This window comes from Treponema sp. JC4 (genome assembly GCF_000260795.1).
Taxonomy (GTDB): Bacteria; Spirochaetota; Spirochaetia; order Treponematales; family Treponemataceae; genus Treponema_D.
Genome location: NZ_AJGU01000020.1, coordinates 1 through 16240 on the forward strand (window position 1 = coordinate 1; position 16240 = coordinate 16240).

Genomic DNA, 16240 nt, shown 5'->3' on the forward strand with positions numbered 1-16240 from the left:
AACTCTGTCAGAAAAAAAGCGTGCTTTACCTCAGCCAGGATTTTGCAAAAGAGTATCTTCTTAAAGAGAATGAACCGGAAATCCCTCTTCAGAACAAAATTCTTTCGCACATAAAATGTCCTGTTGTTATTTCGCTTACAGGAATTACCCCGGACACAAAAAAAATGCTTAAGCAACAGGGTATTGATGTTCTTTTCAGCACGGACTTAAAGCTGCCGAATGATAAGAATAAGGATAAAGTCCTCCGTTATTTTACAGAGAAAAAAATTCCTGTAAATCTGCTTCCGGTTGCAGTTGATGAATGTATGAAGCTCAGAATCGGGCCTGAAAACTGGGAAAAACTTTGTGACACGCTGGATAATGCAAAAACGCTTTCAAAAGAGGAAGCAGAAAGACTTCTGGAAAATCAGTATGAGTCACCGGAAAATAAAAATGTAAGAAAAAACTCTCATTACTGTCTTGAAGCACTTAATACTTCTGAATCCATCCACTTCCTCACAAAAGCGCTTAAAAACGCAGATAACTATCAGACAGAAAGTTTTGATGCGGAATCTGGCATAAGGGTTCTGCTTCTGGGGCCTTCAGGAACCGGAAAAACAGCTTATGTAGAAGAGATATCAAAAGAAATTAATAAGCCGCTGGTAATACTCAGGGCATCTGATATTCTCAGCCCCTATGTTGGAGAGACAGAATTGAACATAAAGGCCGCTTTTGATGATGCCATAGCAAAGAGGGCAATTCTTTTAATTGACGAGTGTGATTCTTTTATCCACGCACGCGGGGATTCTATAAACCGTCATAATGATATTAAAGTAAACGAATTTCTTGTTCAGATGGAACGATTTCCGGGCATTTTGTTCTGCAATACAAATCTTGCTGAAAGTCTTGATAAGGCTACCGACAGACGTTTTCACTTTAAGGTTGACTTTAAGCCCCTCACTAAAGAAGGCGTTACTCTCTTATGCGAAAGTTACTTCAATAATTTCAAGCTTTCGGAAGAGCAGATTAACAGGATATATCGTGCCGGAGACGTTACACCGGGAGACTTTGGTGCATTAAACGGAAGAATCAGATTTTTGGAAAAGGAAACTTTGACTTCTGAATATATCACTGAGGAACTATGCAAAATTGTTGAGGGTAAAACCCGCAGTTGGGAAAAACATAAAATTGGATTTGGAGGATAAAAATGGAATTTTCAACAGACACACAAAGAAGATTAGCAGAAGTGCTGGAATCACTTCATATTGACGCAGAATACTGGCCGGAACCGGGATATTTTGAACTCAAGGGTAATCTGAGTTACATATATGAAAAAAATATTCCGGGTATAGTCAGAAATTTTGCAATTGAAAATAATCACGCGCTGGTAAAAATTCAGCCGGATGGCAGTTTTTTTATAGAAGATAAAGAGAATAAATCTATCCAGGCAAGCATTATTCACTGTAACAAATGCAGGAATTTTACTTTTGTAAAAACCCTTGCCCGAGGCGAAACCCTTTGTCCTTTATGCAAATCAAATTCTGTCAGGTATCTTGCAAAAGATAAAATTCCTGGCTGGCTTGGAAGCAAAAAAGAATCCCTATTTGATGAAGGCGAACTTTCCAAAAGACTTGATACCATTGAGGAAGACACAAAGGACCGCATAGAGACAATTATCTCGCATTTAAAAGGTACTCCTAAGTATATTCAGATTGATCCGGAAAAAACAAAAAAAATTGAAGAGTTGAAGGACAAATATCCTAATATGATAGAAGTTATCGATTATATTCTTATGAATATCAAAGCCTCTTCAATCAGGAAAAACAAGGAAATCTCTTTTAAGCCGATTGTTCTTGTCGGCGGGCCAGGCTGTGGAAAATCATCCTTTACGGCAGAACTCTGCCAGCTCATAATGGATAAGCCAGCTCTGAAACTTGACCTTGGAAACAGCGTTGCAAACTTTACACTTTCCGGCTCTGATCCTAGTTTCAAGCTGGCAAGACACGGCCTTATCATTGAAGCTATGTTTTCTGATAAAGACGGTCATCCTCTAAAAAATCCAATAATCCATCTTGATGAACTGGACAAAATAAAGCACGAGGCAACCTACAGCGTAGAAAGCGTTTTTTATTCTATGCTGGAAAAAAGTAATTCAAAACGCTTTTTTGATAATTACATAGGAATAAACGTGGATGCTTCCGGGATAAACTATATTTTTACGGCAAATCACCTTGAAACAATTCCTGAAGCAATTATCAACAGACTGAAAGTATTCAAGATTGCTGATTACACTTATAAGCAGCTCAAAGACAACGTGCTTAACAATTTCTATGAAAAATGGCTTAGCAATAACAATATGCGGAGGGAATTCCTTCCTGCAGTCCTCTCAGAAGAAATCAAAGAAAGGATTCTTGATTACTGTCATAGCGATACCCGTAGCATAGAAGACGCCCTTGTTCAGGTTTACAACGACACCTGCACAACAGACCCTGAAAGCAAGCAACAGATTGCCCTCTTTTCTCCTCAGGAACTTCTGAACGGCTGGAAAAACTATCGCGGCTGGCCTCTGATTTCCAAAGAACACTGGCAATTGCCCCTGCCCTTTCAGCCTAAAAAAGAGGATAAGGAAAAACCATTTAATATAGATGATTATCTTGAAAATTATAATTCTGATATGGAAAAATGGGATACCGCATCGTAAATGAACAGGGGGATATAAATCTATATCCCCCTGCTGAGTTTGTTAGAAGGATATTCCTTTACCACGGTATTTCTTTACCTGTTTTATTATGAAAGCATTTAATATGAATTTGGTTTGCATGTTCAGAATAATCAAAAAACAGGTAGTCAAAATCATATTTAGGATTTACTGTTTTCATTCCGTAAATACCAGTCCAGCAGATAAAATCAGAAGCAAGATCCATATTACGGGTTGGGGTCTGATAGGTTATAAAGTAAATAAATTCTTTGCCATTTTGAAGTTTAAGGAGTATTTGTTTTTTTTCTTCGTAGAATTTCTTGTGTTCTGCATCAAGAAATGTTTTTGTGTCTGATATTTTTTCTTCGAGTATTTTCTTGTCTAAAATTTCATTTAATTTTCGGAATTCAAGTTGAAACAAAGTTTGAAGGGATTTGTGGTCAAAAATACAGTTTTTTATGTATTCATTCTGTTCTGCAAGAGGTTTTTCTGCATCGTAAAAATATTTGTCTGACGGAGCCTGGACTTCCATTACATGCTTTGCAAAGGTGAATCTTTCATTTATTTCTGGAATAACTTCTTCATGTTCGGAAGCAACATATTTATCCTTAAAGGCTCTTGTTCCGGTTCCGATTTCACATTCCGTCTTATGATTTATGCAATATAAAGGAACATACATAAGCTGTATTTCAGCTTCTCCAATCTCTAAAAGGTCATCAATATTTTTATAATAAGTTCCCTGTCCGACCATACCGCTAACTCCTTACTGCCTACTGCAGAAGCTGAATTCCTCGTACATAAACAAATTTCGATTCGCCTTCACTTATTGTAACTGTCGAAAAACTGGTAGCATAAGTTGTAAACAAATCATAATAAAGCATTTTGACATATACGTGATAAGTTCCCGGCTCCAAAGAAATATTTGCGTGTGTCCACTTTATTCCGCTGTTTGCCGCTGACCAGGCAAGATTATAATTCAGAGTGCCTGCTTTTCTGACATAAACTTCCTGAATCGTGTAATTATCAGTCTGCGATTCTACAACCAGTTCAGTTGCATCTCTCTGGCAGCCCAAAATCAGAATACATAGAATTATTGAAGATATTATTACGATTGCCTTATTTTTCATTTTTATACTCCCCTAATTATTTACAATTCCATTATATTGGTCTGCCATAGATGTTGTCATTAAAGTGCCACTTGAATTCCCACCCTACCCTTTGATTATTATGTCATCTACACTCACTCCATAAATTGAAGCAAGAATAATCAGATTATCAATTGAAGGCAGATACTTTCCCTTTTCCCAGCCGTAAATTGCTTCAACTGAAGAAAATCCAAATATTTTTTGAAGGTCCCGGACGGAATAACCTTTACGAAGGCGAAAATCCTTAATATTTGCTGCAGTTGCTTCTAAATTGATTACAGGTTTATTTTTTTCATCCATAATGGACTTATCTTATATCTGCCTGTTGGTGGAGTCATTAAAGTATTAATTGAATTTGATTTTATCTATTTGCGATAATCCATGAGATTCCTTTAGCTACTCTACTTAACCATTGTATCATAAATTCCCCAGTTGAATTTGCATACCAACCAATATTAAAATTGAATTATAAAACTCTGGCGACCCTGACCGGCCGCCTTACAAAAGGAGAAACCACTATGCCAATGATAGAAGCAAAGGTAACAAGTTCGTTACCAGCAGAAAAAAGAGATGTACTTAAAGCCGAGTTCGGAAAAGCAATCAGCCTTATGAACAAGCCGGAAAGCTACCTTATGATTAACCTTCAGGACAATCAGGATTTGTATTTCGGCGGAAAGAAGCTTAATAAAGGCGCTTACATTGAAGTAAAAGTTCTTGGTTCAGTAGATTCCGGAGCAAGCAGCAAGATGACCGCAAAAGTCTGTGAAATACTTGATAAGGAACTAGGCATCCCTGGCGATGCAGTTTACGTCAGTTATTTCGGAACCTCAGATTGGGGCTGGAACGGCTCGAATTTCTAGAAAGTAAACATGCTATTCTTCGGCCACAAGAGGTAGTTTATGAAAAAATTTGTCTTCATATTTATTCTTTCTATCTCGTTTTTAAATATTCAGGCTTTTCCTCAATCATTTTCTACTTCTGCTTTAGAAGAAGAAAGCCTGCAAACTAGCGAATTCTCTCTGACTGGCAGATTGAGGAAAACTCCAAAGTCTTTTGTTATACTCCAAAAGGAGGGAACACAAAGCCTTACTTCGTTCAAAATTGAAAAGAAAGGCAGTAACAAAAAAGCTTATAAAGCCTTAAAAAAACTGGAGGGAAAAATTATCACAGTAGACTGCCGGCTTATAAAAATGTCTAATCCCTTTTCCTATACAGTTACTTTGATTTCTGCCCAAGCTTCAGATTAAGCTTTTTTAAGAATCCTAAAGCAGCCTTTCAATCCATTTTGCAACGCCGTCTTCCTGGTTTGCAAGGCAGGTTTCGTCGGCAGCGGCTTTTACCTCGGCAATGGCGTTCTGCATTGCTATGCCTTTTCCGCAAAGTTTGAGCATACCGATGTCATTGAAATCGTCTCCAAAGGCGGCAATTTTTTGAGCAGGAAGTTTTAAGTGCGTGCACAGCGCCTGAATGGCCTTTTCTTTGGTAGCTTTATGATTACTGAGCTTGTACCATGGAATATCGGAAAATGGAAGCATATCAACATTTTCGATACCGATGCTGGAAGCGATTTTTGTAACAGCTTCTTTGTCGAGTGTCTTAATGCAAAGCTTCATGGCAGGTTCATTAAAGTTAGAAAAATCATTATAAGTCCAGAATTTGTCACCAAGTTCTTCTTTAGAATTTGAATATAGACCATTTTCATTATCTATAGAGATTACGGCATCTTTTCCAAGTACGTCAAAAGCGGCTTTGATGAGTGTTTGAGTTTCGGCTGATGAAAATTCGCAAGTATAGATTCTTTCGCCTTTATAAAAGGCCATTCCGCCGCCATTTGTAATCAGGACATCAGGATTGATTCCGTCTAAAAATTTTGTGGCGTTTACAAGAGCACGGGAAGTTGAAATTCCAAAAAGAAGACCTTTTTTCTGTGCCTGTATGATTGTCTGTCTGGTAAAATCAGAAATTGATTTGTCGTCGTGGAATAAAGTTCCGTCTAAGTCAGAAAGGATTAAAGATATGTTTTCCATAAATAAATATGTATTATTTTCAATTTTTTTTCTACTGTTTTAAGATTTATCTGTTATTATAATTAGCATAAATTATGGAGGAAATTAAGGTGGAAAGAAAAAATCTTGCAAAACGGATTGCAATGTCCTTTTTTGGAGTAATCATTTGCGCAATCAGCGTAGGAATTTTTAAAATTGCAGCTTTAGGAGTTGATCCCTTTCAGTCTCTTATGGCAGGACTTGATGTTTTGATTCCTCTTGATTTTGGACTTTTGTACATAATCGTAAATGTAATTCTGCTTTCTTTTGCACTGATTTTTGACCGTCACTATATTGGCATAGCAACTTTTATCAATCTTTTTTTACTAGGATACATCACACAGTTTTCTTATGAATTTTTCCAAACTATAATTGTAAATCCTTCAATTTTTGTACGTATTATCTGCCTTCTTGTGGGCGTTGTAATCATTTGTTTTGGTTCGGCTTTCTACATCACTGCTGATCTTGGAGTTTCAACATATGATGCGGTTGCTCTGATAATCTGCAATACATGGAAAAAGGGCAAATTTCAGTTTGTTCGCCCGATTACAGATTTTGTCTGCGTAATTCTGGGAGTTTCTCTCTTTCTGATTGCAGGAGGAAGAGCTGCTGCAATTTTGACCATCGCTGGAGCTGGAACAATCATAACTGCATTCTTTATGGGGCCGCTGATTGAATTTTTTAATGTTCACATTGCGCGGCCGATTCTTTCTAAATAATTATTCCGCCGTGGAAGTGTAGTTCGTAAATCTTTTTGTCCAGATAGAAAATATCTTCGTAGCCCTGGAACCATTCAAAGTCGCCGCTGGTCTGGCAGTGGTAGGTGTAATCTCCCTGGCGGAAAATATCCGGGCCGCGGAAAGGCTTATCTGATGGAACTTCGTAAAGGGCAGCCTTAAGAAAATCACCGGAAAAGGGTTCTCCGGTTACGCGTCCATAGTAGTTCATGGACCAGAGAGGCAGGCCATCGCGCCAGAGGGCTTCTTCTCCAGAAAAATCCTTACTGCCAAGATAGGTGTCTATGTAAAGGAGAAGGCCTGAAGGAGTTTTTTCTTCGTAGCGCAAATCGTGGGAAGCCGGACGGCAAGAGGTAGTTTCTGCTCCGTGGCCTGCATAGGTCTTTTGTTTTGCTTTTTGCAAAAAGGCGATTAGTTCTGCACGGTCGGTTTTATCTGTGCCTTTTGTTAAAGGAATGTTGCAGTCATCATCATTTTTTACAATGCGGTCAATGGGAATATGATAAAGATTACTTAGCGCAATTAGTCCGTCCAGCTCGGGAACTGCAAGCCCATTTTCCCACTTGCTTATAGTCTGTCGGGCAATCTTGAGTTTTTCTGCAAGTTCTTCCTGCGAATATCCGTTCTGCTTTCTGAGTAATATAAGTTTTTCGCCTATAATCATATTGACCTCACTAACTATAATCTAACACAGACAAGGATTTATTCACACCGCTTTTTGACGGCAAAAATGTCAGCGGGAGGTGGCATATATCCTCAAACGGTTTACATTTTACAAATATAGTCTTGCCCCATATAATAAAATTTGCATGGAGAATTCAAGTGAGTAATATAAGAAAGGCGGAAGCGAAAGACCTGTCAAGAATCGCTGAAATTCTGGTGTTTGCAAAGCGAATTAAATATAGAGCGATTTTCAATAACGATGATTATTCATTCAATGAATTGCAGGTAGTTAAGCTCGTAGAAAAATATGGAAATCCCAAAATACTTGATAATATCTGGGTTTACGATGACGGGATTGTCAAGGGAATGATTCATATAGAAGGAAAAGAAATTGTTGAATTGTATGTGGATTATTTCTTTTGGAGCCAAGGCATCGGAGCCAAGCTCATAGAGTTTGCCAGGGAAAAGCATGACGTTCGTTTCCTGTGGGTTTTGGAAAAGAATGTTGACGCGATAAAGTTTTATGAGGCGCATGGATTTAAAGCAAACGGGAAAAGACAACTTGAGGAAGGCACGCCCGAATATGCGATAATGATGGAAAGATAAATCGGAATTTGTGGGGGTAATCATAATGAATGAGATTAAAATTGAATTATTATCAGAAACAAATTTCTCTTTGACATCATTGGATTCATACAACAGAAAACAGGATGTAAATAAGGTATACCGCAGAATAGACGGGGAATATGAGTTAGTAGAATGCAAATATACCGAAGACTGGGACCTGGAAAAAAAGCGTTCTGTGGCAAAGAAAATAAGCGGCGATGAATGCATCGCGTATCTTGCATTGGAAAATAATAAAGTGGTCGGCTTTATAGGACTGTTAAAAAAGCTTAGCGGGCCATACATGATTCTTGATATGATGCATGTATCTTCTGAATGCAGGGGACAAGGCATCGGCAGAAAATTATTTGAAGCTGGAAAAGCGGAAGCAAGAAAAGCCAGCGCGGAGGCCTTGTACATATCTGCCTGTTCCTCTGAGGAGACGATAGCATTTTACAGAGCAATGGGAAGCGAATTTGCAAGCAATCCAATAAAGGAAATTGCTGAAAAAGAACCGTTTGACCTTCAGATGATTTGTCCTGTGATGCATATTGTCAAAGCAGAGGAAGATCAGGTAGAAAAAATCGTAGATATGTCTGTCAGAGCTTTTGAAACAGATATAAATGTTGGCGGAGCAAAAGGTGATTGTCCGCCTGAATTTGATTCAGTGGAATGGCATAAACAAATGGCTCGGGAGGGGCATTTGTATCAAGCGATGATAGGAAACGATTTGGTCGGTGCTGCCATTGTATTCCCGAATGAAACAGAAAAAAGCATATACATTGGCAGAATATTTATAGATAGCGTCTATCATAGGAAAGGTTACGGAATTCGCCTGATGGAATGCATCGAAAATAATTTCCCATGCGCTGCTGAGTTTAATCTGGATACCCCATGTTGGAATGAGCGGACAAACGCTTTTTACAAAAAATTAGGCTATCGCATCATAAAAACTGAGGATGGATTCGTATTTTACCAGAAAAAAAGGTGAGCCGATGTCATTCAGTGACGCGTATTAAATCAAAAAGCGTAAGAAAATAGAATATAGACAAGCAGTTAAAGAAGGTAATATGAAACTAGAGGGATTTGGAATTTTCGTAAAGGACATGGCAACAATGGTGCGATTTTACCGCGACGTTCTTGGCTTTGGAATCAAGGAAGACGAGAACACAACGAACGTTTTTCTTGAAAAAGACGGCACCTTGTTTTTGTTGTACGGCAGAAATGACATTGAAAAGATGACCAATTCAAAATTCAACTACGCCGAAAAAATCAGCGGGCACTTTGAAATTGCTCTGGGCGTGGAAAACTACGCCGCTGTTGACAAAACCTTTGCGGAAGTAACAGCAAAGGGAGCTGTGCCAGTCATGCCGCCAACAACGGAGCCATGGGGCCAGCGCACCTGTTACATCGCCGATCCGGAAGGCAACTTGATTGAAATCGGCTCATTCGTGAAAGAATAAGCCTTCACTAGACTTTACTAACACTTCTGATTCAAAGACATAATATAAATCTGGCAGGGGTTTTCTTCGCCCCAGATTTCTTTGATGACTTCCAGTTCTTTGAATCCGCAGGAAAGGTAAAAATGGTTGGTAACATCATAATCCGGATACACGCCCATCTGAACGGTTTTTACCTGCATAAAAGAATAGCCTTTTTTGATTGCAATTTTCTTTGCTGAGTCAAAAAGCTGCCGACCAAGACCTTTGCGGTGAAAATCCTTCTGCACTCCCATTACCGCAAGCTCTACAGTCTCTTTCCCGGTCTCTTTAAGACAGAGAAAACCAACGTATTCATTTTTTTCTTTTGCGGCGAGGAAAATCCAGTTCGTGCAATCTGAAATATATTTTTCCCGGCTCTCATCAACTTCAAACCAGTCGTGTAAACCTTCGAGTATTTTTCTTGCTATTATCTGTTTTGTGTCAGGAGATTCAATCTGTTCAATCATTTTATTCCCCACAGTTCATAAGGATTATTTTTCAATTCATTCTCGTAAATTGAGACCACGTCCCAAATGTTGAAGAACATGGCTTTGCAGTTGCCAATCATCGCTTCCTTTATGAGACCTCTTTCGTAAGCCATTTTCTGAATGGTGTACCAGGCCTTTATCGGCGGATGGCCGCATTCGGTGAACCATTCGTTTGGTGGATAGATTTTATTTACTTCCTCGCTAGAAGCGAATGCGTTTTTAATATCTTCTGGCGTACAATCTTCAACATAGTGCATTGCCGTGAGCTTGTAGATGTCTACGCCCAAAAGCAGGGCCATTCCGCCGTTATGTATGGCGTAATCCAGACCGCCTTTTACCGCTTCTTCACCATGTTTTCCCCAGCCGGCGGTCGCAATGAAGTCAGCGCCGTAAAAAACATCCGGCATTCTTTTAAATGTGTCGGCGATAATTCCCATAGCCGTTCGGTCGGCTTCCGGCGGAAGTATTTTGATTTTTACCGTAAGACCAAGCTTTTTATCTTCTTCCGTAAGCGGAAGCTCCTTGGAAAGCCTTAGTGCTGGCATAAAAATGCTTCCTTCACTAGTGATGATTTCTTTGAGCGTATCGATCACGGTTTCCGCTCCGCCTTCCAATTTTCCAAAGCTGCTCAACGAGCTATGCACTTCAAGAGTCATTCCTTTTTTAACGCCAAGATTAATCAGCGCGTCTTTGAATTCTTTTTTTGTCACCACTTTGTCTCTCCCTTACAATAGAACTTACTTTGCCATATTAAGTGTTTTCTTTAAATTATTAATTTCATTTTGAAGATTTGCGAGAAATTTTCCTGCATGTGCTCCATCCATCTGCGTATGGTGAAACTGGAATGAAAGTGTGAGCTTATAGTGAAACCATTTTTTTTTGTATTTTCCCCAGATGATGAAGGGATTGTTGAAAATTCCTGAGTTCATTCCTACTGCCCCGTCTATTTCGGTATCTATAATTGCTGATGTTCCGATTACCATACAGGTTTCCGATAAATCCCTGTCCTTGCAGTTTTCTGCGACATTTGCAGTATGCTTTAAGTAAGAGCTGTTGAAGACTTGCAGGTTTTCTGAAAAAGTATGTCGCAAGAATTTACTTCGCCTATTTTTGTTTTTTACAATTGTGTTGACTGCAAGATTTTCATATTGAAGCAGCTTGTCACCTACAGGAAGAGTGTAAAATTCCTTTATGCCAGTGGCAGCTTTTCCAATGCACCAGTCGAGCAGCATGTTGAACTTCAAATGTTTTTTTCGGCTGATTTTGACGAGCTTTGTTACATCAAAAGTTTTAAAGAAAGTTACCATTGGGTTTGGAGCTTTCATCCAAAGTTTATATGCCATTGCACGAGTTGTATTTTCTGGGATTATTTCTATTGGCATTTTTCCCAAATCTTCTTTATCCATATTTTTAATTGTATATGGCTTGTATAAAAATCTCAAATATAAAGATTCATTTCTTCGCCATTGTTATGTGATGCGATTTTTTTACCACCACAACCACACCTGCAGTTCACAAAATACTAGGGAAATATACTTTTCTATATCCCATAAGATAAGTTTACATAAGATTTTGAGAGAACGCATTAAACTTATGCTATAATAAGCCATGGACTACAGCTACATTTTCCGTTCAGCAAAAATTAAGAAGGAATCTCTGGAAACAGCTGGTTTTACGACAACTGATGGCAACACTTTCTCCATGAACCAGACAGTTTCCAAAGGAGCATTCAATGCAGACATCACTCTTTCGCTTTCCGATCAGACTCTTACCGTCCATCTTTTTGATTCAGCTACTAGCGAAAAATATGCACTCTTTGACATGCCGAATTCACACGGCGCTTTTGTAGCTTCACTTCGCGAAGAAGTTCAGCAGCTTATTGATGAAATCAAATCAAAGTGCTTTGAGACCAGCGACTTGAAAGATGATTATATCGCATGGATTAAAACTCAGTTTGGAGCCGAGCCGGATTACCCGTGGCCGGACACACCCGACTATTGCGTTTTCCGCTGCCAAAATGAAAAATGGTTTGCACTTGTAATGAGGATAAAGTACCGCCAGCTAGGTCTTACCGGCGACGAAGAAGTCTGGGTCGTAAACATGAAGGCCAGCCAGGACGAAATCCCGAACCTAATCGACAAAAAATCAATCTTCCCAGCCTGGCACATGAACAAAAAGCACTGGATTACAGTTCTGCTCACCGCTGCAACTGATTTTGAAAAACTGTGCGAGCTGACGCAGAAGAGTTGGGAACTGGTAACTAAATAAGCGTTATTTCCCCTTCTTCATCCAATCAATATTCATAAGAATAAAATCTTTTACATCACGGGCAAGATCTAATTCCTTTGGCTTTATCTTGAGTGTTTTGAGAGCCTGAATAATCAGTGGATTTACAAGGCAGTTGGAAAAATAGCTTGCTCCATAATTCATTATGGCAAGAAAAAGATTGTCGGCCTGATCTTCCGTAATTCCAAGTGCATATGAAAGCCGCTTCTGCAAAACAAAAGCCAGGTCATAATAAGTTTTCTTAAAAACCGTCAGACGTTCAACAGTAACATTGCGCTCAATAATTGTAAGAAGGAATGCAACATATCTGAAGTAATCCTCGTGGCTGGCAACCTGTGCTGTCCAGATTTCGGCAACTGTTTCCGGCGTGAACTTGCAGCCTTCCGGGAACACCGTCAAAAGTGAGTTCAGATATTCAGTCATTCTGTCCTGAGTTATTTCGAGGTAGATTTCTTCTTTTGTTGTTACGTATTTATAAAGATTTGCACGCGACCAGTCCTGCTTTTCTGCAATTGTAGAAAGTGTGATTTCGGTATAAGGCATTGATTTAAAAAGCTCATCGGCCGCCTTTTTGATTTGAGACATTCTTTCTTCTTTCTGTTCGTCCGTGCGGGCTCTTTTATAGTCTGGCATGGGATTAGGATATTTCAAAAAGGGATTTTTTACAAGTGAAAATGCGTAGGTTATTATGGAAATTAGGGACAGAGTGTTGCTTAGGATTTTTCTTTTAAATCTGGGCGCATCCCTGCGCTCACTTTGTTCGCTTCGGGTCGGGTGTTCCGTGGCTCGGTTCCCTCGGCGTCCTCACTTCGTTGCGGTCGCTGGCTTCGCCACCACTCCATACCCTTGCGCAATTTACTAGATATGTTTAACAAATTGGTAACAACTGGTTGTACCGCAGCGGGCTTGACCCGCTGTCGGCTACGAACCTTTGTTATGTGATATTCACTTTCACAACATAATATTTTATCCCCAGTTGTTCACAATATTTTTGTAAATTTTTAGGTAATTCTCTTTCTATTACTAATGCACAAATTACTTTTTTTGTTTCTCGTGCACCAACTTTTGTTTCGGCTTCAATTACATTTTTATACTTTACGCATTGAAAAATACCGCGCTGGATATCATCTAAACTTGAACGAATTGATTTAGCTTCATATGCATAAATTGTATCATCATCTCTGAAAACAACATCTATTTTATCTCCTGAAAGTAGAGGATATTCATCTATAGCCTCGGCTTTTCCACGATACCCAAGAAGATGATGTTTTTCTTTTATGTATTCTTTTACTTTTCTATGTTCTGGAGAACCTTCACTTCCAAAAGGATTATATTGTTTTTTAGAAGAAGTCACTTTAGATAACAATTTAATATTTAATGCCTCTAATACTTCTAACCATTTATTTCCAAAATTTAATATTTTTTCATGTTCTGCAATAACAAAAGCCTTTTGTTCAATTTTGGGGAGATTGTCATATCCAGGAACAAAAGCTCGTAACCCGTATGAGGGTAAGCCAGTTGTTTTACTTATTATCATTGATTGCAAGATAGGAATGGGTTGATTCCAATCTTTTATTTTTACACTTTCTAATAATTCTCCAACTACTCCAAGAGTTTTTCCGATGTTTCCAGAAAATAAACTTCCTTGATAGGGTTCGGGAAATTTTATGTCATTTGCTAATTCACTATACGAAATTGATTTTTCAACTAAATTAGTATCCAATATACGAGATACCATCTCCGAAATTATCTCTTTCGCATAAAAAGTGTAATCAATTTCCATTCTTCGTTCCTGCGCCCCAGTGTGGGCGTCCGTATAACATTATTTATCCTTATCCAGAATAAACTCTTAATAAAATTATATCATATTTTCCAAAATTCACGCATCGTTTATAAAATCCATTAAAAGCGTTAGGGATTGTAGGGGCAGCCCTGAAAGGGCTGTTCCGAAGGAATGGAGCCGAATGGCGGAACCCCGAAAAGCCCGACCGATGCGAAGCAGCGGAAACGCCCAGAAAATCAAAAAACAAACTAAATATTCCAAAACATTGTAACACTTTGGTTTATAAAGATTCCCCGTTTAAGAAATCAAGAGCATAAATCTGTTTGATTCCGTCATGATATATGAGTGGTGCATTATCCAGTGTAATCAAAGTTTTAGGAAAATTATCTTTTACAGCAAGAAGTGGTCTCAACTCTCTTTTTAAGGTTGCTTCATCACGTACAGAAAGTGAGACCTGAATGTAATTAAGGGCACCTTCTTTTTGTGCTATAAAATCAATTTCCATATCATCTATTTTTCCAACAGACAATTCATAACCGCGTCGTAATAATTCAAGAAATACTATATTCTCAAGAATATGACCTTCATCGCCACCTCTTGCACCAAGCATAAAGAAGCGAAGGCCCATATCTACGGCATAATATTTTTCAAGAGTTTTTAGAGTTTCTTTTCCCCGAATGTCATAGCGGTTAAGTTTGTAAAAAAGATAAGTTTCACACAATGCAGAAAGGCAATTATCTATTGTTGCTGATGAAGTTTTTCTACCGTTTGAAACAAATGTGTCACAGATTTTCTTTGGAGAAAGCAGATTTCCAGTATGAACGAGGGCAAACTTTACAATCTTTTCAAGAAGGATTGTGTCTGCAATTTTTTTGCGCTGCTGAATATCTTTCAAAACAATTGTTGAATACAAACCTGCAATATATTCTCTAATAGCATCGTTCTTTTCATAGATATTATGAAGATAAGGGAATCCACCAAAAGTAATATACTTTGTGTATAATGTTGGCAAATCAAAACTATCCTGAAAAAACTTTTCTTTATATGCGGCCTGAAACTCAATGAAAGAAAATGGAAGTATATTTATTTCGATGTAACGGCCACTCAAAAGTGTTGCAATTTCGCTGGAAAGCATTGAAGCATTTGAACCAGTTAGATAAATATCTACATTTGGAAGAATGAAAAGAGAATCTACAACCTTTTCAAACTTTTCAACAAGCTGTATTTCATCCAGAAAGATATAATTCATTTTACCTTCCTGAATATGCTCTTTCAGAACAGAATGTAATTTATGATAATCCGTAATATCTTCATTTTCGAGCATTTCAAAATTGAAAAATGAAATTTGATTTTCAGATGCAGATTTTGAAATCTCTTTGCAGACTTCTTTTAGAATAACTGATTTTCCGGAACGTCTTACGCCCGTAATAACTTTAATGACATGCTGATCCTGCCAGGAAAGGAGTTTTTCAACATATTCCTTGCGAAAATAAGAGTCTTCCTTATAAAGCGGAGTATCACGAAAGTCTATCATACCGATAGTTTATATCCAAAAAATTTAATTGTCAACTTTTTAACATACAAGTTAAAAAGTCTGGAAATACCTTATGTTTTTTAAATCAGAATTAAATATTTTTATTCTGCACATATTTCAATCTTTTTCTTGACAAGCGATATTACGTTTGTTATAGTTTTGCTTAGTGACATTGTGTAACTTATAAAAAAGGAGATTCTGAAACAAGTTCGGAATGACGGCAGTGATTTTAAACCAGGAGGATTCATATGAAAAAACTTATTTTATCACTTTTAATAGGAGCATTTGTTATGACAGGATTATCTGCTAACCCTTCGACGGGCTCAGGGACCGTGGTGTTTGTATATTTCAGTGCAACAGGCACAACCGAGCGAATGGCAAAAAACGCCGCAACCGCAATGGGTGCAGACATCTTTGAAATCGAGCCCGTTCACAAATACACCAGCGCTGACTTAAACTGGCACGACAAAAAATCACTCTCATCAATTGAATGCAACGACCCGAAAAGCCGACCTGCAATTGCAAACAAGATCGACATCTCAGGTTACGACACTGTAATTTTGTGCTACCCCATCTGGTGGGCATATGCTCCAAAAATCATGTACACCTTTGTAGAAAGCCAGAAGTGGGAAGGCAAGAAAATCGTCACTCTTTGTACATCAGGCGGAGGCGGTCTTGGACGCAGCGGCACCGATCTTGCCAAATACGCAAAAGGAGCAAAGCTCTTAGGTGGTAAAGATTTTACACGTGGCAAGGCTGATGAAATCAAGAAATATATTGAAGGACTTTTGAAATAAT

Annotated in this window: 21 protein-coding genes; 10 read left to right on the forward strand and 11 right to left on the reverse strand. The window is 38.4% G+C overall.

Going from position 1 to position 16240, the window contains the following annotated elements; translation table 11 throughout:
• Together MSI_RS14030 and MSI_RS08620 are read left to right on the forward strand one after the other, a co-directional pair.
• Positions 1-1184, forward strand: a 1184-nt coding sequence (locus MSI_RS14030) for an ATP-binding protein (RefSeq protein WP_155815549.1), incomplete at its 5' end; no start/stop codon positions are given.
• Between the two features lie 2 nt (positions 1185-1186).
• Positions 1187-2680 (forward strand): AAA family ATPase, encoded by a 1494-nt coding sequence (locus tag MSI_RS08620; RefSeq protein ID WP_009105843.1) that lies wholly within the window; start codon positions 1187-1189, stop codon positions 2678-2680.
• Between the two features lie 58 nt (positions 2681-2738).
• Here the strand turns inward: MSI_RS08620 and MSI_RS08625 are convergent, their stop codons facing one another.
• From MSI_RS08625 to MSI_RS08635, 3 genes are all read right to left on the reverse strand, one after another.
• Entirely contained in the window at positions 2739-3428 is a 690-nt protein-coding gene (locus MSI_RS08625) for a hypothetical protein (protein ID WP_009105845.1), read from the reverse strand.
• 19 nt (positions 3429-3447) lie between these two features.
• The gene (locus tag MSI_RS08630) at positions 3448-3804 is read right to left on the reverse strand and encodes a hypothetical protein (RefSeq protein ID WP_009105847.1); all 357 of its coding nucleotides are present in this window, start codon (positions 3802-3804) and stop codon (positions 3448-3450) included.
• An 84-nt stretch (positions 3805-3888) separates the two neighbouring features.
• Positions 3889-4122 carry a helix-turn-helix transcriptional regulator gene (locus tag MSI_RS08635; protein WP_009105850.1) on the reverse strand — a complete coding sequence of 78 codons (234 nt, stop codon included), beginning with the start codon at positions 4120-4122 and terminating at the stop codon, positions 3889-3891.
• Between the two features lie 218 nt (positions 4123-4340).
• On the opposite strand from MSI_RS08635, the gene MSI_RS08640 reads away from it, so the two are divergent.
• Both MSI_RS08640 and MSI_RS08645 read left to right on the forward strand, forming a co-directional pair.
• The gene (locus MSI_RS08640) at positions 4341-4682 is read left to right on the forward strand and encodes a phenylpyruvate tautomerase MIF-related protein (protein WP_009105851.1); all 342 of its coding nucleotides are present in this window, start codon (positions 4341-4343) and stop codon (positions 4680-4682) included.
• A 39-nt stretch (positions 4683-4721) separates the two neighbouring features.
• Entirely contained in the window at positions 4722-5069 is a 348-nt protein-coding gene (locus MSI_RS08645; protein ID WP_009105852.1) for a hypothetical protein, read from the forward strand.
• Between the two features lie 15 nt (positions 5070-5084).
• Here MSI_RS08645 and MSI_RS08650 read toward each other — a convergent pair whose 3' ends face one another.
• Complete coding sequence (locus MSI_RS08650; RefSeq protein ID WP_009105855.1) at positions 5085-5849, reverse strand: HAD family hydrolase; 765 nt, start codon at positions 5847-5849, stop codon at positions 5085-5087.
• A gap of 74 nt (positions 5850-5923) precedes the next feature.
• Here MSI_RS08650 and MSI_RS08655 point away from each other — a divergent pair, with 74 nt between their 5' ends.
• Positions 5924-6586, forward strand: coding sequence for a YitT family protein (locus MSI_RS08655; protein ID WP_155815551.1), 663 nt, complete (start codon positions 5924-5926; stop codon positions 6584-6586).
• On the opposite strand, the gene MSI_RS08660 is transcribed toward MSI_RS08655, so the two are convergent.
• Positions 6579-7268 (reverse strand): DUF5680 domain-containing protein, encoded by a 690-nt coding sequence (locus tag MSI_RS08660; RefSeq protein ID WP_009105859.1) that lies wholly within the window; start codon positions 7266-7268, stop codon positions 6579-6581. The genes MSI_RS08655 and MSI_RS08660 overlap by 8 nt on opposite strands.
• A gap of 158 nt (positions 7269-7426) precedes the next feature.
• On the opposite strand from MSI_RS08660, the gene MSI_RS08665 reads away from it, so the two are divergent.
• The 3 genes from MSI_RS08665 (at position 7427) to MSI_RS08680 (ending at position 9333) form a co-directional block, all read left to right on the forward strand.
• Positions 7427-7873 (forward strand): N-acetyltransferase, encoded by a 447-nt coding sequence (locus tag MSI_RS08665; protein ID WP_009105860.1) that lies wholly within the window; start codon positions 7427-7429, stop codon positions 7871-7873.
• Between the two features lie 25 nt (positions 7874-7898).
• A complete protein-coding gene (locus tag MSI_RS14880) occupies positions 7899-8861 on the forward strand; it encodes a GNAT family N-acetyltransferase (RefSeq protein ID WP_009105861.1) in 963 nt (320 codons plus the stop codon).
• Between the two features lie 79 nt (positions 8862-8940).
• Entirely contained in the window at positions 8941-9333 is a 393-nt protein-coding gene (locus MSI_RS08680; protein ID WP_009105863.1) for a VOC family protein, read from the forward strand.
• 17 nt (positions 9334-9350) lie between these two features.
• On the opposite strand, the gene MSI_RS08685 is transcribed toward MSI_RS08680, so the two are convergent.
• The 3 genes from MSI_RS08685 to MSI_RS08695 are packed head-to-tail and all read right to left on the reverse strand — an operon-like array spanning position 9351 to position 11245.
• Entirely contained in the window at positions 9351-9818 is a 468-nt protein-coding gene (locus MSI_RS08685) for a GNAT family N-acetyltransferase (RefSeq protein WP_009105865.1), read from the reverse strand.
• On the reverse strand, positions 9815-10549 hold the full coding sequence (locus tag MSI_RS08690; protein ID WP_039924615.1) for an AAC(3) family N-acetyltransferase: 735 nt from the start codon (positions 10547-10549) through the stop codon (positions 9815-9817). The genes MSI_RS08685 and MSI_RS08690 overlap by 4 nt, the downstream gene beginning before the upstream one ends.
• A 27-nt stretch (positions 10550-10576) precedes the next feature.
• Positions 10577-11245 (reverse strand): CatA-like O-acetyltransferase, family 2, encoded by a 669-nt coding sequence (locus MSI_RS08695; RefSeq protein ID WP_009105869.1) that lies wholly within the window; start codon positions 11243-11245, stop codon positions 10577-10579.
• A 202-nt stretch (positions 11246-11447) separates the two neighbouring features.
• On the opposite strand from MSI_RS08695, the gene MSI_RS08700 reads away from it, so the two are divergent.
• The gene (locus tag MSI_RS08700; protein WP_009105871.1) at positions 11448-12107 is read left to right on the forward strand and encodes an MmcQ/YjbR family DNA-binding protein; all 660 of its coding nucleotides are present in this window, start codon (positions 11448-11450) and stop codon (positions 12105-12107) included.
• Between the two features lie 3 nt (positions 12108-12110).
• Here MSI_RS08700 and MSI_RS08705 read toward each other — a convergent pair whose 3' ends face one another.
• The 3 genes from MSI_RS08705 to MSI_RS08715 form a co-directional block, all read right to left on the reverse strand.
• Positions 12111-12758, reverse strand: a complete 648-nt coding sequence (locus MSI_RS08705; protein ID WP_009105873.1) for a TetR family transcriptional regulator — start codon at positions 12756-12758, stop codon at positions 12111-12113.
• Between the two features lie 301 nt (positions 12759-13059).
• Complete coding sequence (locus tag MSI_RS08710; RefSeq protein ID WP_009105876.1) at positions 13060-13908, reverse strand: hypothetical protein; 849 nt, start codon at positions 13906-13908, stop codon at positions 13060-13062.
• Between the two features lie 280 nt (positions 13909-14188).
• A complete protein-coding gene (locus MSI_RS08715) occupies positions 14189-15442 on the reverse strand; it encodes an ATP-binding protein (RefSeq protein ID WP_009105877.1) in 1254 nt (417 codons plus the stop codon).
• A gap of 248 nt (positions 15443-15690) precedes the next feature.
• Here MSI_RS08715 and MSI_RS08720 point away from each other — a divergent pair, with 248 nt between their 5' ends.
• The gene (locus MSI_RS08720; RefSeq protein ID WP_009105879.1) at positions 15691-16239 is read left to right on the forward strand and encodes a flavodoxin; all 549 of its coding nucleotides are present in this window, start codon (positions 15691-15693) and stop codon (positions 16237-16239) included.
• Position 16240: the final 1 nt, after the last annotated feature.